At 46.7% G+C, this 20,750-nt stretch carries 17 protein-coding genes; 12 read left to right on the top strand and 5 right to left on the bottom strand.

Annotation, left to right across the window (positions count from 1 at the left end):
* Positions 1 to 18 precede the first annotated feature (18 nt).
* On the bottom strand, positions 19 to 543 hold the full coding sequence (rppH, locus tag MO387_RS00210) for an RNA pyrophosphohydrolase (protein ID WP_006080762.1): 525 nt from the start codon (positions 541 to 543) through the stop codon (positions 19 to 21).
* A gap of 689 nt (positions 544 to 1,232) precedes the next feature.
* On the opposite strand from rppH, the gene mutH reads away from it, so the two are divergent.
* Entirely contained in the window at positions 1,233 to 1,904 is a 672-nt protein-coding gene (gene mutH / locus MO387_RS00205) for a DNA mismatch repair endonuclease MutH (RefSeq protein ID WP_107946826.1), read from the top strand.
* A gap of 122 nt (positions 1,905 to 2,026) precedes the next feature.
* Positions 2,027 to 3,094, top strand: coding sequence for an adenylate/guanylate cyclase domain-containing protein (locus MO387_RS00200; RefSeq protein WP_006080760.1), 1,068 nt, complete (start codon positions 2,027 to 2,029; stop codon positions 3,092 to 3,094).
* A 72-nt stretch (positions 3,095 to 3,166) separates the two neighbouring features.
* Here the strand turns inward: MO387_RS00200 and oxyR are convergent, their stop codons facing one another.
* The 3 genes from oxyR to MO387_RS00185 form a co-directional block, all read right to left on the bottom strand.
* Complete coding sequence (gene oxyR, locus MO387_RS00195; protein WP_087486463.1) at positions 3,167 to 4,078, bottom strand: hydrogen peroxide-inducible genes transcriptional activator OxyR; 912 nt, start codon at positions 4,076 to 4,078, stop codon at positions 3,167 to 3,169.
* A gap of 308 nt (positions 4,079 to 4,386) precedes the next feature.
* Positions 4,387 to 4,752: an Hpt domain-containing protein gene (locus tag MO387_RS00190; RefSeq protein WP_028760840.1), complete on the bottom strand. Its 366-nt coding sequence runs from the start codon at positions 4,750 to 4,752 to the stop codon at positions 4,387 to 4,389.
* Between the two features lie 204 nt (positions 4,753 to 4,956).
* Complete coding sequence (locus MO387_RS00185) at positions 4,957 to 5,886, bottom strand: TIGR01212 family radical SAM protein (RefSeq protein ID WP_107946825.1); 930 nt, start codon at positions 5,884 to 5,886, stop codon at positions 4,957 to 4,959.
* A 587-nt stretch (positions 5,887 to 6,473) separates the two neighbouring features.
* Here MO387_RS00185 and gltB point away from each other — a divergent pair.
* The 8 genes from gltB (at position 6,474) to MO387_RS00145 (ending at position 16,510) form a co-directional block, all read left to right on the top strand.
* Entirely contained in the window at positions 6,474 to 10,922 is a 4,449-nt protein-coding gene (gene gltB, locus MO387_RS00180; RefSeq protein WP_107946824.1) for a glutamate synthase large subunit, read from the top strand.
* 6 nt (positions 10,923 to 10,928) lie between these two features.
* The gene (locus MO387_RS00175; protein WP_126492502.1) at positions 10,929 to 12,335 is read left to right on the top strand and encodes an FAD-dependent oxidoreductase; all 1,407 of its coding nucleotides are present in this window, start codon (positions 10,929 to 10,931) and stop codon (positions 12,333 to 12,335) included.
* Positions 12,336 to 12,682: 347 nt separating this feature from the next.
* Positions 12,683 to 13,393, top strand: a complete 711-nt coding sequence (locus MO387_RS00170; protein ID WP_006080754.1) for a 5'-methylthioadenosine/adenosylhomocysteine nucleosidase — start codon at positions 12,683 to 12,685, stop codon at positions 13,391 to 13,393.
* Between the two features lie 23 nt (positions 13,394 to 13,416).
* Positions 13,417 to 14,406: a cobalamin biosynthesis protein gene (locus MO387_RS00165; RefSeq protein ID WP_242325930.1), complete on the top strand. Its 990-nt coding sequence runs from the start codon at positions 13,417 to 13,419 to the stop codon at positions 14,404 to 14,406.
* A gap of 55 nt (positions 14,407 to 14,461) precedes the next feature.
* Positions 14,462 to 14,839, top strand: coding sequence for a DUF2721 domain-containing protein (locus tag MO387_RS00160; RefSeq protein WP_006085052.1), 378 nt, complete (start codon positions 14,462 to 14,464; stop codon positions 14,837 to 14,839).
* A complete protein-coding gene (locus MO387_RS00155) occupies positions 14,836 to 15,462 on the top strand; it encodes a trimeric intracellular cation channel family protein (RefSeq protein ID WP_006080751.1) in 627 nt (208 codons plus the stop codon). The genes MO387_RS00160 and MO387_RS00155 overlap by 4 nt, the downstream gene beginning before the upstream one ends.
* Position 15,463: 1 nt before the next feature.
* Positions 15,464 to 15,955, top strand: coding sequence for a nuclear transport factor 2 family protein (locus tag MO387_RS00150; protein ID WP_006080750.1), 492 nt, complete (start codon positions 15,464 to 15,466; stop codon positions 15,953 to 15,955).
* A gap of 126 nt (positions 15,956 to 16,081) precedes the next feature.
* Positions 16,082 to 16,510 (top strand): hypothetical protein, encoded by a 429-nt coding sequence (locus MO387_RS00145; RefSeq protein WP_006085051.1) that lies wholly within the window; start codon positions 16,082 to 16,084, stop codon positions 16,508 to 16,510.
* A 195-nt stretch (positions 16,511 to 16,705) separates the two neighbouring features.
* Here MO387_RS00145 and tyrS read toward each other — a convergent pair whose 3' ends face one another.
* A complete protein-coding gene (gene tyrS / locus MO387_RS00140) occupies positions 16,706 to 17,899 on the bottom strand; it encodes a tyrosine--tRNA ligase (protein WP_242325929.1) in 1,194 nt (397 codons plus the stop codon).
* 126 nt (positions 17,900 to 18,025) lie between these two features.
* On the opposite strand from tyrS, the gene MO387_RS00135 reads away from it, so the two are divergent.
* Both MO387_RS00135 and MO387_RS00130 read left to right on the top strand, forming a co-directional pair.
* Positions 18,026 to 19,432: a peptidoglycan DD-metalloendopeptidase family protein gene (locus tag MO387_RS00135; protein ID WP_242325927.1), complete on the top strand. Its 1,407-nt coding sequence runs from the start codon at positions 18,026 to 18,028 to the stop codon at positions 19,430 to 19,432.
* A 20-nt stretch (positions 19,433 to 19,452) separates the two neighbouring features.
* Complete coding sequence (locus tag MO387_RS00130; RefSeq protein ID WP_242325926.1) at positions 19,453 to 20,562, top strand: anhydro-N-acetylmuramic acid kinase; 1,110 nt, start codon at positions 19,453 to 19,455, stop codon at positions 20,560 to 20,562.
* Positions 20,563 to 20,750: the final 188 nt, after the last annotated feature.

The raw sequence follows: 20,750 nt of genomic DNA, 5'->3' as shown, positions 1-20,750 counted from the left end.
TCAATCCTCTTTTGAAAATCAGCCCGTTGTTTTTTGCCTTCCCCGTTTCCTAGGTATTTCTAGGGTCTGGAATGACAATGCCGTTACCGCAAACTCTTTCATCACCTTACGATAAACATCACGCTTAAATGACACGACTTGCCGCACAGGATACCAATAACTTACCCAGCGCCAATCGTCAAATTCAGGATGCCCAGAGGAACTCAAATTAATCGCACTATCTTGGCTTTTCAGTTGTAACAGAAACCACTTTTGTTTTTGCCCAATGCACACAGGTTTACTGTCTTGTCTGACTAAACGCTTTGGCAAACGATAGCGTAACCAAGAACGGGTCGAGGTTAGGATATGCACGTGTTCGGGTCTTAGGCCCACTTCTTCATATAGCTCACGGTACATTGCCTCTTCTGCTGTCTCGCCATCATCGACACCACCTTGAGGAAATTGCCATGAGTGTTGACCAAAGCGTCTGGCCCACATGACTTGGCCATATCTGTTACAAATTATAATGCCCACATTTGCGCGAAAGCCGTCGCTATCAATCACATGGACTCCAAATCACATTAAATTTTAATAAACTGATTGTTTCATAAAGCTAGTCTCTCAGCAAACCTCTATTTCACCCTAGGTCTTGGATAAAATCACACTTAAAAGACATTTATCAACAAAGCTAGGGGATGAAATGCGGGGATATCCACATTTTCTGTGGATATCTCTGTTTGAAACTCAGGTAAACTTGTTATAACGCTCAAAAAACATCTATTTAGCGCCATTTGATTAATTTAGAGTTAAAACTTTATCTAAAGTAAATTCAACAACTTGAATGGTAACTATAATTTATTAATGGCAAAAAAGCAATAAAGCTCATTATTTAACCAGCTAGAGCTATTTCTATGGTTCTCACGATATTACTCAACTTTATACACAAATAGTGTCCACAACTGTCCACAAAAGCCGGAATAAATGCCCTTTATTCGCATTGACTTGGGGTTTTTATTAGGTTAAGGGACGCATTTTACTGAGTTATCCATAATATCTGTGGATAAGTATGTGGGAAACGCAAGGGAAAGCAGAGAGTAACTTTGAACACTTTTTTGCAAAACGGGGGGTAACTCGGATATGAAATTTAAAATCAGTTACTTAGAATAAAAACATTCGGTACAAGTTTACTCAAATTGCAGAGTTCATTTTTTAACCGCCATTGCTAAGCGGTTATTTTTAAGTAAAATCCAGCCATGAATCGAATTATTCCCCCCGAAAATCTCCCTGAGCTACTCGAACGCGCCCATATGATGGCAGGCGTGAGTTTGGCGCAAATAGCAGCCCAAAGAGGCCTAAGGGTCCCCAAGGATCTTAAGCGGGATAAAGGCTGGGTCGGCCAGTTAATCGAAATGGAACTAGGCGCGACGGCAGGCTCTAAACCTGAGCAAGATTTTCTGCATCTAGGTGTCGAGCTTAAAACTATCCCCATCGATTCACAGGGACGACCATTGGAGACCACCTATGTTTGCGTGGCGCCGCTGTCGAATATCCAAGGGTTAACCTGGCAAAACAGCTTAGTCAGCCATAAGTTACAGCGAGTCCTTTGGGTACCCGTTGAAGGTGAGCGGCATATTCCTGTGGGTGAGCGCCGTATTGGCACCCCGATATTGTGGGAGCCTGATCCACAGGAGTTGCAATTGCTGCAACAGGATTGGGAAGAGATCATGGAGCTTATCGCCCTCGGCAAAGTCGAAAAACTCACCGCACGCCACGGCGAAGTACTGCAATTACGTCCCAAAGCCGCCAACAGTAAAGCATTAACGCAAAGCATTGCCGAAGATGGCAGCCTCAAAATGACCAACCCTAGGGGTTTTTATTTAAAGACCAGTTTCACCGCCATGATACTTAATAAGGTTTTTGGTTAATATTTAGTGACGATATAGACTTAGATTGATCCAGATCACAAATTTCACTGGCACTAAGGTGACTCTTTTCTATAAACTACGGCATTCTGAAATCACAGCCGTATTCGGATACCCATCACGCAGTGAGAGCACGTAGACAAGCGAAAAAACTCCTTTTTGCGATTTTAGCTTGGGCGATTGCCATGGCTGCATTCGTGTTTTTTCGATATGCCCAATCACCAGAACTGCCCCAATGGGCGGTAGGTTCGGCCGATCTCGCGACACTTGCTATCTATATGGGGATAATTTTTGGCAGCCTGCATTGGATGTCTAACGTTATTGCTGATTTCAGTGCTATCAATCGCCTCCCCTATGTGTTTTCTGTCATCTTTAAAGGCTTGTTTTTATTACTGGGGGCGACGACATTGGCTTACATGACCCAATTTTTGAATATGTGGGCCATCGAAAATCACATGTCGACCCTAAGACAAATGCTGACGGCGCACATTCTCTACAGTCCTTCATTCCAAGCATTGATTGTCTATTTGGTGGTCGTGCGGGTCAGTTTAGCCTTCGTCGAGCAAATGGCGCTGTTAGTTGGCCCACGTATTCTGCTCAACATTGGCCTCGGTAAATACCATAAGCCAAGGTACGAACAACGATTATTCCTTTACTTAGACATGGTAGCCTCGACCACACACGCCGAATCACTTGGGGATTACCGTTTTAGTCGCTTGATCCAAGATAGCTTTAGTTTGCTGTCGGATACTGTGACCAACAACGAAGCCGAGATTTATCGCTATATGGGCGATGCCGTGTTGATCCACTGGCCTTTAGAAGAAGGGATAGTCCACGACCGCTGCATGAATATCTATTTTGAATTTAGTCAGCAGCTTAATTGGCAAAGACGTTACTTTGAAGAACACTATGGCTTTGTGCCTAAGTTTAAAGCTGCGGCCCATTGTGGCCAAGTCGTAGCAGCGGTTGTTGGCGTGCAGAAACAGGAGATTAGTTTCTTTAGCGATGTACTCAATACCCTAGCGAGACTGCAAGATCAGTGTAATCCCTTGGGGCAACGCATGTTGATCTCGGGCGCACTCGCGGGACGTTTAGATAATCCCAACACGCAATATCACCTATCGAATCTAGGCCCAGTAAAACTCAAAGGGAAACAACACTCCATCGAAGTGTTTGGCGTTTCCCCACTCTAATTTCTCATCATATTTAAGCGTTGAGTTGCATTAACACTTTTTGCAGTGACACTTTGTGCTGTTGCAGCCAGCTTATTGTTCTTCTTTAGTTAATAACTTTTGGATCATTAAACCTAAGGTGCGGAAGGTTAAGATCCGACTGGTCGTTTGACGCCAGACAAGGCCGATATCACGGTAAGGCGCTTCACCCGGCGGCGTCATCACCACCAAATCTGTGTCATTCAAAATACCCGCATCGATTGCCATTTGCGGCAGAAATGTAGTGCCCAGCTTACTATTCACCATCTGCACTAAGGTATGCAAACTGGTGGCGGCAAACGGATTCACTTTCGCGCTATCCCCAAGCTGACAGGCTGTGATGGCATGACCCGTAATGCAATGCTCGCTTTGCAGCAGGAAAATACTCTCGTCTGGCAAGGCTTGGTAATCGATCGGCTGATGGATTTCTCCGGCTAAATCCTTATGGATCACCATTTTGAACGGATCTTTACCCACTTTCATACTGTGATAACCGCTGGTATCCACAGGCAAAGCAAGGATCAATAAATCCAGCTCACCTTTACCTAAGGCATCCAACAAACGCTCAGTGGTATCTTCTTTCAGTAATAAACTCATCGCTGGATAAGATTGCTGGCATTGACGAATAACACGGCTCAATAGGAAAGGCGCAATCGTAGGAATACACCCTAAACGAATATCGCCTGTCATCGGCTCGCCTTGGTTTTTCACCAATTCAACCAAATCATCCACATCGGTGAGAATTTTACGGGCGCGCTGCACCACTTCTTCACCAATAGCGGTAAACATAAACGACTTATGGTCTCGCTCAATCAACTGATGCCCTAACTGCTCTTCTAAGTTTTGGATCCCACTCGAAAGCGTCGATTGGCTGACAAAACACACCTTAGCCGCGCGGTTAAAATTCTGCTCTTGATGGAGATTCACCAAATAGAATAAGTTTTTTAAGCTAGGTAAACTTTTCATTTTCTCGATTGCCATTAAGGTTATGAATTAAGAAATTAAATCTACTCTAGCATAACTGAAAGCCAATAACGCGGCATTAGATTTCAAGAGTGTGAGCCGAATCGATATTCAACCGATTAGCTGTAAAACTTAAGTGGGAGTAACAAACAAAGAGGAGAAAAGCACTCGCGGGGAAACGTAAAAGGCAACAAACTCAGCCGTCAAACTAACGCAATATCTAACGCAACAATCTAACGCAATCATTCACTCAATTAAGCGCAACAATAGACATTATTGCTGCGCCTTAACTTACCTTAGCAAGTAATATTTTATGCTTTGGCTTGGAGGAATAACTTTAACTGTTGTAAATCTGCACTCGCGTGTTCAACGATGTCAGCAACCCAAGAGCCATGTTCAGCATCCCATCTTGCTTCTTCGCCATGCTGTAATAATTGGGCGATTTGCTGAATACGTTTTAACCCCACAGAACCTGCAGCACCTTTAAATTTATGTGCTTCTGAACATAAGGTATCTTTGTCTGCTGCGTCGTTAGCCTTCACTAGATTTCCAACATATTCAGGCATTAGCTGCTCAAATAACACCACACTCTTGAGTAAGGTACCGGCACCAATGGCGCTGCAGTACTGTTCGAGAGTATTGAGATCTAGGATTGCTTCTAATTCAACTGTGGCCATAAGGCCTCCCTTAAGTGGTTCAATGCTTAAAACGAATTTATCACATGATACCCACTAAAATTGTCAGTGCAACTTATAGCGATATTCATGGTCTAATTCAGATTAAAATTAACAAAAAACAAACTAATAGTCGTAAATAAACGCTTACGACATAATAGCGACGACATAACATTTAGGGAGTAAATTTATCCCACTAACTTGCCTCTATCGTTGCGCTAATGCGTGCCCTTGTCCACCATAAAGCTGCAAATTATCCACAATCGCCACCAATCCATCCCAACGATAGGCACACCAATCGGGTGCTAATAGCATAGGTTTTTTCGCATAAGCGGTGACACGGTGAAAAATAACTTCTAGGGGGGTATGGCGGATCATCTCTCCGACACTGTGGGCATAATCCTCAAGACTCAATAAAGGTAAGCGCCCACTTCGCCACGACTTAGCCATAGTGCTACCTTCGACGATATGCAAAGGATGTAGCTTCAAACCGTCAACACCCTGCTGCAATACAGCAGCTAAAGTCGCCATATAATCGTTATGGGTTTCATCGGGTAAGCCAAGAATAAGATGAGTGCACACCTTAAGACCGCGAGCTCTCGCCCTAGACACAGTGTCACAATAACAGGCGAAATCATGGCCACGGTTAATTCTACGCAGTGTTTCATCTTTGGCTGTTTGCAACCCGAGCTCTAACCACACATCGACACCATTTTCCTGATAGCGCGCCAGTAAATCCAGTACATTATTCGGTACACAATCGGGGCGAGTTCCTACACATAAACCGACTATCTCGCCATCTTTAACCGCTTCATCGTACTTAGCCATTAACACTTGATATTCATCGTAAGTGCTAGTGTAAGCTTGAAAATAAGCAATAAATTTATCGGCTTGTGCCTGAGGCTTCGCCTCACGATAGCGGCTCTTACCCTGTTCAAGTTGCTCAGTAATACTCAATACATCGGCGGTTTGATGGCTAAATGACGCCACATTACAGAAAGTGCAACCTCCACGCCCCAAAGTGCCGTCACGGTTAGGGCAAGTAAACTTAGCATCTATAGTGAGTTTTCGCAGTCGGGTGCCATATCGCGCCTTGCAAACGGCACCAAAGGTGTTCACATATGCATCAAGCCCCATCAGAGCACCCACCAAATTTCATATCGCTTCATTGAGAATAACCAAGATAAAATCACAAATAGAAAAGAAAATACGTGAACAAATAGAAGAAAAAGCTTAGTGTAAACAAGGTAGCGAGAGTTTTCTTAGCGCTACATCAAATTCCCGCCTGACTCATACCGTTATTATCATAAATGTGCGCATCCTCAAATTAGCCAGCTTACCGCTGAGATCTTGCTCACACCAAAATGAATAACAATTCAACAATTTTAATTTTTTATCTATTTACTGTGTTTGCAATAAAAATCACTATTTCTAAATCAAAAACAATCCCACCAGCATGTTACACCTTGGTAAATTTTGAGTTTGATAGTTTTTAAAATTCTTTTTATTCATAATGTTATACAGCACATTTTACTGTTAACGTTAACGTAAGCCAATTGTGGTTTGTGTATGAAACATGAATTAATACCCATGTTTTATGCAAATTTTTGGTTTGACCTTTATTGAATCTCAGGCTAATTTGGGTGGTTCGGGTGCATATCTATAGAAAGTCTTTACATTTTCTCCCCGAGTAGTAATCAGTTGAGGTCTAGGGAGGTTTTTGTATGAGCTTATATCATCCCAGTTTTGAGCGGGACAATTGTGGTTTTGGGTTGATAGCACAGATGGATGGCGAAGCCAGCCACCGCATAGTGCGCACGGCAATCCATGGTCTAGATCGCATGAAGCACCGCGGGGGCATTGCCTCCGACGGTCGCACTGGCGACGGCTGCGGTTTATTAATGCAATTACCCGTGCAATTTTTTGAAGCGATTGCCGCGGAAAATGATTGGCATTTGAGCAGAAAATTTGCCGTAGGTATGCTGTTTTTAAGTCAAGATGATGAACTGGCTGACCAAGCCAAGTTTATTCTTGAGCGCGAACTCGAGCGTGAAACCTTAAGTATTGCAGGCTGGCGCAAGGTGCCTGTCAATCCCGATGTGTTAGGTGAAATTGGCAAGGCTAGCCTGCCACAAATTTACCAAGTGCTGATCAACGCCCCCATTGGCTGGCGTGAAAAAGACTTGGAACGCCGCCTTTATATGGCGCGTCGCCGCTTAGAGCAGCAAATCACCGACGACAAAGACTTCTATGTCGCGAGTTTGTCTGGCCAAGTTATCGTCTATAAAGGCTTGATGATGCCTGTAGACTTGCCCGCGTTTTATCCCGATCTCGCGGACATTCGCTTAAAAAGCTCTATCTGCCTATTCCATCAACGTTTCTCAACGAATACTTCTCCTAAATGGCCATTAGCTCAGCCGTTTAGATATTTAGCCCATAACGGCGAAATCAATACGATTACGGGTAACCGTCAATGGGCTCGCGCCCGTGCCTATAAGTTTAATTCACCGCTACTGCCAGATTTGCAGCAGGCCGCTCCCTTTGTGAATGAAACAGGCTCAGACTCTTCTTCCTTAGATAACATGCTGGAAATGCTGTTATCCGGTGGCATGGACTTATACCGTGCCATGCGTCTATTGATCCCGCCTGCTTGGCAAAGTAATCCAGAAATGGATGACGAACTAAAAGCCTTCTACGACTTTAACTCCATGCACATGGAGCCTTGGGATGGTCCGGCAGGTATTGTGATGACCAACGGTCGCCATGCCGCCTGCGCCGTTGACCGTAATGGTCTGCGTCCATCGCGTTATGTGATCACAAAAGATCGTATTTTGACCTTGGCCTCCGAAGTCGGCATTTGGGATTACGCCGCCGATGAAGTGATTGAAAAAGGCAGAGTTGGGCCCGGTGAGCTGCTGGTACTCGATACCTTGAACGGCCGCCTGTACCAATCCTTTGAAATTGATAACGACTTGAAACGTCGCCACCCTTACAAAGAGTGGATGGCGAAGAACAGCCGTACTTTAACGCCCGCGGAAGATTTAGCCTCTGAACAACATGGTGCCAGCGAGTTAAGCCCTGAGCTTTTGTTGCAATACCAAAAACAATTTGGCTATACCCGTGAAGAATTAGAGCAAGTCATTTGGGTACTGGCAAAACAAGGTGAAGAAGCCACAGGTTCTATGGGCGACGATACGCCTATGGCGGTGTTGTCGAAAAAGTCACGTTCACTGTATGACTATTTTAGGCAAAAATTCGCTCAAGTGACTAACCCACCCATAGACCCATTACGTGAAAAACACGTTATGTCGTTGACCACTTGTATTGGCCGTGAGCAGAACCTCTTTAATGAAACGACTGGGCATGCTTACCGGGTGATGTTCAATTCACCTATTTTATTATTCAGTGATTTTAACCAGTTACTGGGATTAGATAGCACTTACTATCGCGCCAACATTGTGGATTTAAATTACGAACCACAGGAAGGATTAGAAAGTGCCATCCGCCGTATTACAGCCGAAGCCGAGCGTTTAGCCCGCAGCGGTACGACTTTACTTATCCTCTCGGACAGAGCCATAGGGAAAACGGCGCAAGTGATCCCTGCTGCCATGGCGGTTGGTTCTGTGCAACAAATGCTGGTGAATAAGAGTCTGCGCTGCGACACCAACATCATAGTTGAAACCGCATCGGCGCGAGATCCGCATCACTTTGCCGTATTGCTTGGCTTTGGTGCCACCGCGATTTATCCGTACTTAGTGTATGAATCAATCTCTGAACTGGCGAAACGTCATCAGTTAACCGACACCACAGCATTGATGCTGAACTTCCGTTACGGCATCGAAAAAGGCCTGCGTAAGATCATGTCCAAAATGGGCATCAGCACTGTCGGTTCCTACCGTTGTAGCCAACAGTTTGAAGCCATCGGCATAGCCAGCGACGTGATTGAACTGTGCTTTAAGGGCGTGATCAGCCGTATCGAAGGCGTCAGTTTTGCTGAAATCGCCCAAGACCAAGCGATTCTGCACAAAGCAGCCTACCGTGCCCATGTGCCATTACCGCAAGGTGGCCTACTGAAATACGTGGAAGGGGGTGAGTATCACTGTTTCAACCCTGATGTTGTCAACACTTTGCAGGCGTCATTGATCGACAAAAACTTCGCAACCTATAAAAAGTTTACCGACCTCGTCGACAATCGTCCAATAGCCACGCTACGTGACTTAATCGGTATCAAGGGTGCACAAGCATCGATTGATGTCGCTAACGTCGAAGGCGCAGCGGGCTTGTATCAACGCTTTGACAGCGCAGCCATGAGTATCGGCGCCCTCAGCCCCGAAGCCCATGAAGCGCTGGCTATTGCAATGAACCGCTTAGGCGGCCGCTCGAATTCAGGTGAAGGTGGTGAAGATGCACGCCGCTTTAATACTGAACGCAACTCTGCAATTAAACAGATTGCCTCGGCACGCTTTGGCGTTACGGCGCACTACTTAGTCAATGCCGATGTGTTACAGATTAAAGTCGCCCAAGGGGCAAAACCCGGTGAAGGTGGTCAGTTACCCGGCCATAAAGTGAGTGTTGAAATCGCCGGACTGCGTCATGCGCGCCCAGGTGTGACCTTGATTTCACCGCCGCCGCACCACGATATTTACTCTATCGAAGATTTAGCCCAGCTGATTTTCGACTTGAAGCAAATCAACACGAAAGCGCTGATTTCAGTCAAACTTGTGTCTGAACCCGGCGTGGGCACGATCGCCACCGGCGTAGCTAAAGCCTATGCGGATATGATCACCATTTCAGGGTACGACGGCGGCACAGGTGCCAGCCCAATCACCTCAGTGAAGTATGCGGGGAGTCCGTGGGAGCTAGGTTTAGCCGAAGTGCATCAATCGCTCGTGGAAAACGGTTTACGCCATAAAATTCGCCTGCAAGTCGATGGCGGCTTAAAAACCGGTACAGATGTGATTAAAGCCGCGTTGTTAGGCGCCGAAAGCTTTGGTTTTGGTACTGTGCCAATGATCGCCCTAGGCTGTAAATACCTGCGTATTTGCCACTTGAACAACTGCGCGACTGGCGTGGCGACGCAAGATAAAAACCTGCGTGACAACCATTACCATGGTCTGCCAGAGCGAGTGATGACGTACTTTGAGTTTGTCGCCGAGGAAGTCCGTGAATGGATGGCGACCTTAGGGGTGAGCAAGTTTGAAGACTTAGTCGGTCGCAGCGAATGGTTATATGCCCTCGAAGGCCAAACCGCTAAGCAACAAGGCTTAGATCTGTCACCGATTTTGTATCAACCTAAGGTGCCGGCAACCTCGTCACGCACTTGGCAAGAAACCAATCCACCAGCGGATTTAGGGTTGCTTAACCAACATTTATTAAACGAGTGCCAAAGCGCCGTCGATAAGGGCGAGTGTTTCGATGCCGCTTACAGCATCAACAACACCGACCGCTCCGTTGGCGCAACCTTGTCAGGCTATATCGCGAGCACGCTCGGCGTCAAAGGCACCAAAGCGCCGGTTAAACTGAGCTTTAACGGCAGTGCCGGCCAAAGCTTTGGCGTGTGGAACAGCCCAGGCCTGGAGCTAAAACTCTGCGGCGATGCTAACGACTATGTCGGTAAAGGCATGTCTGGCGGCCAGATAGTGATTTATCCGCCTATTGGCAGCCCGTTCCAGAGTGAGCGCAGCGCCATTGTCGGTAACACCTGCCTTTACGGCGCGACAGGCGGCAAGTTCTTCGCCGCGGGTCAAGCGGGCGAGCGTTTTGCGGTCCGTAACTCAGGGGCGATTGCCGTGGTCGAAGGACTCGGTGATAACGGCTGTGAATACATGACCAGCGGCATAGTAGTTGTCCTTGGTAAAACAGGGGTGAACTTCGGCGCAGGTATGACAGGCGGCTTTGCCTATGTATTCGATCAATTCGGCCGCTTCAATCGCCGAGTGAACACTGAGCTTGTCGATACTCAAAAACTCGAATCACCTATTCATCAACAACATTTGAAAGGTCTGATTGAAGCCCACGTGGCCGAAACGGGCAGTGAACATGCCAAGATGATCTTAAGTGATTTTGGTAACTGGTTAGATTGCTTCGTATTAGTGAAACCTAAAAATATTGCCGTGGCCGATCTGCTCAAGTTAGAGAAATCGAGCCCAGAATTAGTTGTAAAAGCGGGGTAGTGGCGCATGAGTAACGATTTTCAATTTATTGAAGTGGGTCGCAAAGACCCCACCAAACACCCTGCAGCTAAACGTGCGACTCAGTTTATTGAGATTTATCAGCCTTTTGCTCAACCAGAAGTGGCACAGCAAGCGGATCGCTGTTTAGATTGCGGCAATCCTTATTGTGAGTGGAAATGTCCGCTACACAATTATATTCCTAACTGGCTCAAGCTAGCGGAGCAAGGTCGCATTATGGAAGCGGCGGATTTAGTGCATGAGACCAACACTCTGCCCGAAATCTGCGGCCGTGTTTGTCCACAGGACAGACTCTGCGAAGGCGCTTGTACCCTTAACGACGACTTTGGTGCTGTCACTATCGGTAATGTCGAAAAATACATTACCGATACAGCAATCGCCCAAGGCTGGCGCCCCGATATGAGCAAGGTCACGCCGCGCGCTGAACGAGTGGCGATTGTCGGTGCGGGTCCTGCGGGTTTGGGCTGCGCGGATATTCTGTCTCGCAACGGTGTTAAAGCCGTGGTCTTTGATAAATATCCACAAATTGGTGGTCTACTCACCTACGGTATTCCGTCTTTTAAACTCGACAAGGCCGTCATGGCGACCCGTCGCAGTGTATTAGAAGGCATGGGCATTGAGTTCAAACTCGGGGTTACTGTCGGTAAAGACATCCCATTTACTAAACTGCTCGAAGAGTACGATGCCGTATTCCTTGGGATGGGCACCTATACCGCGATGAAAGCGGGCCTTGAGGGTGAAGATGCCCAAGGCGTATATCAAGCCCTGCCCTATTTGATTGGTAACACCCATCATTTAATGGGCACCCAGAATGACGAAACACCCTACCTGAACCTTGAAGGTAAACGTGTGGTGGTGTTAGGCGGTGGTGATACTGCGATGGATTGCGTGCGTACAGCCGTCAGACAAGGTGCCAGCAGCGTAGTCTGTGCTTACCGCCGTGACGAGGCCAACATGCCGGGTTCACGCCGCGAAGTGCAAAACGCGCGGGAGGAAGGCGTTAACTTCCTGTTTAACCGTCAACCTGTGGCGATTAAAACCCAAGATGGCAAAGTAGTCGGCATTGAATGCGTCGAAACCGCCATGGGCAAAGCCGATGCCAGCGGTCGTCAACGGGCCGAAGCGATTGCGGGTAGCGAACAGTTGCTCGAAGCCGATGCGATAATTATTGCTTTCGGTTTCCAACCTAGCCCAGCGCCTTGGTTTGCCGACCATGGTATCGAGCTCGATCAATGGGGCCGTGTTAAAGCGAGTAAGTTAGACGAAAATCCTTTCCAAACCACCAACCCAAAAGTGTTTGCCGGTGGTGATATGGTGCGCGGTTCTGACTTAGTCGTGACAGCCATTGCCGAAGGTCGCGATGCCGCCCAAGGTATTCTTAACTACTTAGATTAAGCGCTACAGCTTAAACGCCAATGTGTTGGTTTTATCGCTGAAAAACTGTTTTTCCGCTGTCGTTTAACAAGCACTGCAATGGCTAGACTTAGGCAAACGAGTCCAGCCATTTTTTGTGATTTGTCGCCATCGGTTGATGGAAAAATAGATAAGTAAAATAGACAGATGAAATAGATAGATAAAAGTGCACCTCTTAGGAGTGCACTTTTTTCTTTAACCCTTCCCGCTTTTTACCCTGCCATTATCAAGCAATCCTAATCTCACCATAACGACAGCACAAAACTGTGTGGTATATTAGCCAGCATTCTTGTGTCCCACTCTTAAGTGTTGAATCAAAAAGGTCTCCCATGAAAATTGGAATTATTGGCGCAATGGAGCCAGAAGTCGCTCACCTGATCGCCGCCATGACAAATGCGACATCGCAAACTATTGCTGGTATTGAATTTATTGCTGGCACTCTTGCGGGTAAAGACGTTGTCGTAACTCGCTCTGGCATAGGTAAAGTCGCCGCAAGTATTGCGACCACACTGCTCATCGAAAAATATGCGCCGGATGCCGTGATCAACACAGGTTCTGCCGGTGGTTTTGTCGATACGCTGGCCATTGGCGATATCGTGATTTCTTCTGAAGTGCGTCACCACGATGTGGATGTCACCGCCTTTGGTTATGAAATTGGCCAAATGGCACAGCAACCTGCTGCATTTATTCCAGCCGCTCATTTAGTTGAAGCCGCCAACAAGGCCATTGCGCAACTGGGTGAAGTCAAAGCGATTGAAGGGTTAATCTGTACTGGCGATAGCTTTATTTGCGATCCTATTCGCACCCAAGCCATGTTGAAAAACTTCCCAACGATGGCCGCCTGTGAAATGGAAGGCGCTGCAATAGCTCAAGTTTGTCATCAGTTTGATGTGCCATTTGTGGTGATCCGCTCTTTATCGGATAACGCCAACAATGACTCGCCAGTGGATTTTGATTCTTATATTGTCAAAGCGGGTTACCACTCGGCGCTGATGGTTATGCTGCTACTTGAGCAACTGAATCCTAGCGCAGTAAAATAATCACTTAGGCGGAAAAGTACCGAATGCACACCTCTTTTTATCAACAACTTGTCGAGATAGATGGCGCTTTGTTTGAAGGCTTTTTGGTACTTTTTTTTGCTTTGTTATTGGCGCGGTTAGCGCCATTGCCACGGGAAATGCAGCCGCTTATTTGGTTTGGCCATTTAGCTAAGCAACTCGCCGCCAAGGTAAATCGTCCAGAACGCTCCCCAAGCCAACAAGCCACTGCAGGCTTTTTAGCTATGATGCTATTACTGTTTCCGTTTTGGGCCATTATCACCTTTTTGCTCGAACTAGCCGCCTTTCCATGGTTTTTCGAATTTTTGGTGCTTTATCTATGTTTAACCGATGCAGGGTTTAGCCAAGTCGCCGATGAAATCGCTAAAGCCTTAAAACGTGGAGACAATGCCAGCGCAAAAAAGCTTTTACAGCCTTGGGTAGTGCGCGATACCGATAGCTTGTCGGAAATCGGCCTAGCCAAAGCTACCATAGAAAAACTCGCCACAGCGCCTATTTACGGCACAGCATTGACCATTTTCTTTTTCGCTATCGCCGGAGCACCGCTAGTGCTGGCGGTGCGAATGCTCAAACAACTCGAATTAAGCTGGCCGCCCATTCAGCCTAAGTATCAACATTTTTGCAGTACTGTGAATGGCGTATCGACCCTATTACTGGCGATCCCCGCTTGGCTGTGGAGTCTATCAATTGCCATTCAAGGCGGCCCTAAGGCATTCGCTAAGCTATTTCGTACGCCAAAAAATCATCCCGCGATTCGAGGCTATATCCTCAGTGTGAATCTGGTGGCGAGTATTTTACGCATCGAACTCGGTGGACCTCAAAAGTTTGCTGGCGTGCGTATCAATGTGGACAAACTAGGTTATGGTCCACAACCGACCAGTGAGGCCATCGCCCCAGCAATCAAGCTGACCTCCCGCGCCTGTGCCATCTGGTTTAGCTTTATCATTATCCTGCCCTTGTTATGGGCAGGTTTACGTTGGTTGCATAGCATGTGATATTATCCCCCTTCTCTTAGCATTAAGTTAAAGGCTGACTATCTTGCTCGAAAACATGCACGTTTCATTAACAACCCCTGCGTTGTTATTTCCTGCTATCTCATTGTTACTACTTGCTTATACCAATCGCTTTTTTGCCCTCGCGGCATTAATCCGAAACTTAAGCAGTGGTGAAAAACCCGTACATAAAGATCAAATCAAAAACCTGAGCCAGCGCATTACCATTATTCGTCGTATGCAAGAAGCGGGCGTATCGAGCTTTGCCCTGTGCGTACTGTGCATGATTTTCATCTATGTCGGCTTTAATAAAACTGGCTCAGTGATCTTCGGCGCTAGCCTGCTACTGCTGCTCTATTCACTGATTTTATCTGTGATTGAAATCCGCATCTCTGTTGACGCATTAAATATACATATCAAAGAGATGAGTAAATGAGCCAGTGGATCTACTTTTTTGATTTATGGGGTACCGCTGTATTTGCGCTATCAGGCGCGCTTGCAGCAGGGCGTCATAGAATGGACCCCTTTGGCGTCATAGTGCTCGCCTCGGTCACCGCTGTGGGCGGCGGCAGTATTCGGGATGCCTTAATTGGCGCAACACCTGTGTTTTGGATCCGCGATCCCAATTACATCATAGTGATTCTCGCAACTGTGCTCGCCTGTTTGCTGTTAGTGCGTCGGCCTCGTAAGGTGCCTGAATATATTTTGCCGGTCGCCGATGCCTTTGGATTAGCCTTGTTTACTGTGATTGGTGCCGAAAAAGCCCTCAATATGGGCTTGAGTGGCATGATTGCCGTGGTAATGGGCTTGATCACAGGCGTGGGAGGAGGCATTATTCGAGACTTACTGTGCAGACAAGTTCCTATGGTGTTACGTACAGAAGTCTATGCCACAGCTTCAATCATAGGTGGTATCGGCTATACCGTGAGTTTAGCCTACGGTATGGGCGAGAAAACGGCGCTGTTTCTGGCGATGACCAGTGCTCTATTTATCCGCTTAAGCGCCATCAAGTGGCATCTGTCGTTACCGGCCTTTGATCTCAAAACCAAGAGGGAATAGTTTGCGAATATTGTGTCTTATTTTGTGCCTCATTTTTGTTCCAGCCCTCAATCCTGCAGCGGCGCAAGCCAACTCAGGTGAAATGCCACAAGAACAGCAGTTAGCCGTAAAGTATATGAATGCGCTAACCGAACACGACTACAAGACACTCAGAAAATTCTATAACCGTGAAAGCGTCTTCTTCGACAAAACCGCCAACCGTAAATACACTGGCGGCCGCTTTATCATCGACTTTCTCGAGCGCGCCCACGAGGGCGTGCTCGAGTACGACTTCAACATAGAACATATGTATAACGCCGGTTCTTTAGTGGTGATGATAGGTAACTATCACTTCAAGGGACCCGGTGAACAATTCGGCAAACCTGGCAAAATCATCGACATAGCGATTCCTGGCGTCACGAGTCTTAAACTCGATATGCTCAACCATAGGGTGACTGAGCATGTGGATCTTATCGATTACCAGACCATGTCTGACCAATTAGCGATGCAGTAGTCACAATATTTAGCTGTCTTTGAAACTTGATCCCTAAAAACGGGTCGAAACTAACAATGAGTCAATACCACTGAGTGTTTCGCCTTCGATAGGTTGACTGAGTCGTTTCGTTTCAATGAGGTTTGTATGAAGTTTTTTGGATTGATAGCCCTACTCGCCCTTAATGGCTTAATGCTGGCTCCCAAAGCACAGGCCTTGCAGCCCATAATCGTGTCCTACGCCGTTCAACCAGTCAGTCATTTTAATCAGCAACTGCGTGTCGCTCAGGCACAACATCAACCTTGGTCGGAAGATCCAAGTCAGATCAGCAGCCAATACGCAGGCAACAAATTTACCTTAGTTCGAACCCAAACCAATAAAGACAGCATTTTGACCTATCAGGTGAGCGAGCTCTCCAAACAACATCCACAAATGCTGTTGATTATTTCCTTGAAGCAGAATGCTAAACAATGGCAGGTGAGTTCGGCGCAACTGGCGTGGAAATGCAGTGGTGGGCAACACTTTGGCACCGACAGATGTAATATCGCCGAGCACGAGGCCAACACAGCACCTTAATCTTATGGGGTAAAACAGACTTAAAAACAAAGAGCGCCCTAAGGCGCTCTTTTTGTTCGATTAACGACTTTTTCATTTAACAGACAATGGCTTAAACCATTGTAAGTCAAACTAGAGTCAGGTAAACCACTGTCATCTGAACTAAAGTGACTTAAACAAAGTCACTAAAACTAAAGCGACTTAAACTAAAGCTACTTACACTAAAGTCACTTTGGCAAACTTGCGTTTACCGACTTGGAATACCGCGACAGTACCAGCAGACAAGATCATACGGCTATCGTCCAGCTTTTCGCCGTCCATCTTCACCGCGCCTTGCTTGATCATCCGCATGGCTTCTGAAGTCGATGCCACTAAATCAGCGTCTTTCAACAGATTAGCAATCGCCAGACCTTCACCCGCCACTAACTCGACAGCGTCGATATCGTCAGGGAGCATGCCCTTAGCGCGATCAACAAAGGCTTGGTGCGCACTTTGTGCAGACGCTTCATCATGGAAACGTGTGATGATTTCTTTAGCCAAGGCAATTTTAATGTCACGTGGGTTAGACCCATTCGCCACATCTTGCTTAAACTGCTCAATTTCAGCCAGTGGGCGGAATGACAACAGCTCAAAGTAGCGCCACATTAAGTCGTCCGAAATAGACATCAGCTTGCCAAACATTTCGTTGGCAGGTTCGCTGACGCCAATATAGTTGTGCGCCGACTTAGACATTTTCTTCACGCCGTCTAAACCTTCGAGCAGCGGCATCATGATCACAGCTTGTGGCTTTTGGCCTTCCGCTTTTTGCAGTTCACGGCCCATTAACAGGTTGAACTTTTGATCTGTACCACCCAGCTCAACATCGGCCTGCAGCGCAACTGAGTCGTAACCTTGCAGTAATGGATACATAAACTCATGAATCGCAATAGATTGACCCGAGGCATAACGCTTCTTAAAGTCATCGCGCTCCATCATACGAGCCACAGTTTGCTTAGAAGCAAGGCGGATCATCCCCGCTGCGCCCAATGGCTCTAACCAGCTTGAGTTAAATTCGATACGGGTTTTAACTGGATCAAGTATCTTATAAACCTGTTCTTTATAGGTTTCTGCGTTCGCTAATACTTGTTCACGGGTTAACGGTGGACGCGTACTGTTTTTACCGCTTGGATCACCCACCATACCGGTAAAGTCACCGATCAAGAATATGACTTCATGACCTAACTCTTGGAATAACCTTAATTTATTTAAGATTACTGTGTGTCCAAGATGGATGTCCGGAGCGGTAGGATCGGCGCCTAACTTAATACGGAGTGGACGTCCTTCTTTGAGTTTTTCCAGCAGATCCGCTTCGAGTAAAATCTCATCGGTACCACGTCTAATTTCTGCTAATACTTGGTCTAAATCAGCCATCTCGGCAGGGACTCCTAAGGCCATGATCATAAAATGAAGAGACTTATGTTACTTGTTAGCCACCACAATTGAAAGTGTGTACACTAACGGGATTATTTAAGTCTCTGGTTATCGGTATCGGCGTCAATGGGAAAGGTTATAACGTTATTTAAATTGTTGCCTAAAAAGCATCAAATTCTCCTCAGCATTCTTTCAGTTATCACTATGATAACCATGCTACTACCTTCTGAAGAAGCGCAAGCTTCAAGACAAACCACCAGCATAGATGACCAAGCTCAAATCAACACCCGTTATGATGTGCCTTTAGCATTTCGCTCGCCTGAACGTCCTGAGTTATTAGAGGGCCAAACAGACAATGCGCCCACAAATGCTACGCCATTATCGTCAACCGACGCGCTTGCCGCAGGTGATGCCAATAATCCAGCCACTGAATCCTTAGAGAGTGCCCATCACAGGGACGTCGAACATTTTAACGTGAAAAATGGTGATACCTTAGCCGCGGTATTTGATCGCGCAGGTTTAACCAGCAAAGACGTGTATGAAATCACCCAACTCCCCTTAGCCAAGCAAAACTTACTTAAGATTATGCCGGGCGAAGAAATCGTGATTTCGAAAGATATAAATGGTGATTTGACCGAAGTGCGTTATCGCGTGAATGCAATTTCGACGCTCATCATCACCAAGAATCAAAATCAATACCAAGAAAAAATCTCCGAGAAGGATGTGGAAATTCGCAGCCATTTCACCAGCGCTAAGATTAAGAGCAACTTCTGGAACGCTGCCGTCGATGCAGGCATGAATGCAAACCAGATCATGCAGTTATCGACCGTATTCGGCTGGGATATCGACTTTGCCTTAGATTTACGCGAAGGCGACAGCTTTGCCATTATTTATGAGCAAGAATATGCCGATGGCGAATTTTTGCGTAACGGCAATATCTTAGCCGCAGAATTTGTAAACCAAGATGAGCGCTATACTGCCATTCGCTATACCGACGGTAACTATTATTCCGAGAATGGCACTAGCATGCGTAAAGCCTTCTTACGCTCGCCAGTCGATTTTAAATATGTCAGTTCAAACTTCAATCCAAGACGTTTGCACCCAGTAACAGGCCAAGTCAAAGCCCATCGCGGTGTGGACTACGTCGCCGCCATTGGCACGCCCATTAAAGCGGCGGGTAGCGGACGCGTCATCGAGGCGGGCTACAATCAATTCAACGGTAACTATGTGTTTATCAAACACAACGATACCTATACCACCAAATATCTTCACCTCACTAAGCGCAACGTCAGCAAAGGAGCCAGTGTTAAGCAAGGGCAAATCATAGGTACTTTAGGTAAAACGGGGCGCGTCACGGGTGCACATTTGCATTACGAATTTATCGTCAATGGCGTCCATCGCAACCCAAGAACTATAACGCTACCTAAAGCCGAATCGATTGCGAGAAAAGAAAAAAATCAATTCGATGCACTTAGCCAGCAATTGATGACTACACTTTCGCAAAACAAGCAAACGCAATTGGCAATGCAATAACGACGGACGGATTCCTCCCAATGAAAAACGCTTATTATATTGGACTTATGTCAGGCACCAGCATGGACGGTGTCGATGCCGTATTGGTCGACTTTTCTGGCGCGCAGCCGCAGCTTATCGCCAGCCATACCGAAGCCATACCGAGCCATTTGCTCAAAGGCCTACAGCGCCTTTGTTCACCCAGCACAGATGAAATTAACCGCCTCGGCCGTTTAGACCGTAATGTGGGTGAACTGTTTGCTTTAGCAGTGAATAATCTACTGACCAAATGCGCCATTGCCAAAGAAGAGGTTATCGCCATAGGTAGCCACGGCCAAACCGTGCGCCACATGCCAAACCTTGAAGTCGGCTTTACCCTGCAAATTGGCGACCCGAATACTATTGCGACCGAAACCGGTATTGATGTTATTGCCGATTTTCGCCGTAAAGATATTGCCCTAGGTGGCCAAGGCGCGCCCTTAGTGCCAGCATTCCACCAGCAAACCTTTGCTCAAGTCGGCAAAAAACGCATCATTTTAAATATTGGCGGCATAGCCAACATTACTTATTTACCGGGCAACAGTGACCAAGTACTGGGTTTCGACACGGGACCTGGCAATACCTTGATCGATGCTTGGATCCAGCAGGTGAAAAGTGAACCCTTCGATAGAGATGGCGAATGGGCCGCATCCGGCAAAACCGACCAAGGCCTGTTAACGCAACTGCTTTCGCACCCGTATTTCTCCCTTGCTTACCCTAAAAGCACCGGCCGCGAGCTATTTAACCAAGCTTGGTTAGAGCAGCAATTATCGCCCTTTAATCATTTAGATGAAGAAGATATCCAATCGACGTTATTGGATTTAACCTGCCACAGCATAGCCCGCGATATGATTAAATTATCGAATGAAGGGGAGTTGTACGTCTGTGGTGGCGGCGCGTTCAACGGCCAACTGATGCAGCGTCTTGCCACCCTATTGCCTGGTTATACCTTGAATACCACCTCAGCTCTTGGCGTCGACCCTAAATGGGCTGAAGGCATCGCCTTCGCGTGGCTCGCCATGCGTAACCACTTAGGCTTACCCGCCAACCTCCCTGCTGTCACAGGCGCCTCCCGCGAAGCCGTACTCGGCGGAAGATTTAGCGCTAAGTAATTTACCTTCTCAAAAGATCAAGCGATAACCTAACCAAGAGCTTCTACATGAAGCTCTTGCTGTATTTACGCCTCAACGTATCGATTTCTCCTCTTCCTGCCTAAATTAATCAAGAAAATCAGCAACCTATTTAAAGCCATCTATTATTAATGACTGATAGTGGTAGCAACAGAGTGTGAGTAAACAAC

It is taken from the genome of Shewanella sp. N2AIL (assembly GCF_022690845.1).
Lineage (GTDB): Bacteria > Pseudomonadota > Gammaproteobacteria > Enterobacterales > Shewanellaceae > Shewanella > Shewanella baltica.
Note: the sequence above shows the minus strand (reverse complement) of the source record. Positions and strands in the feature narration are given on the sequence as shown.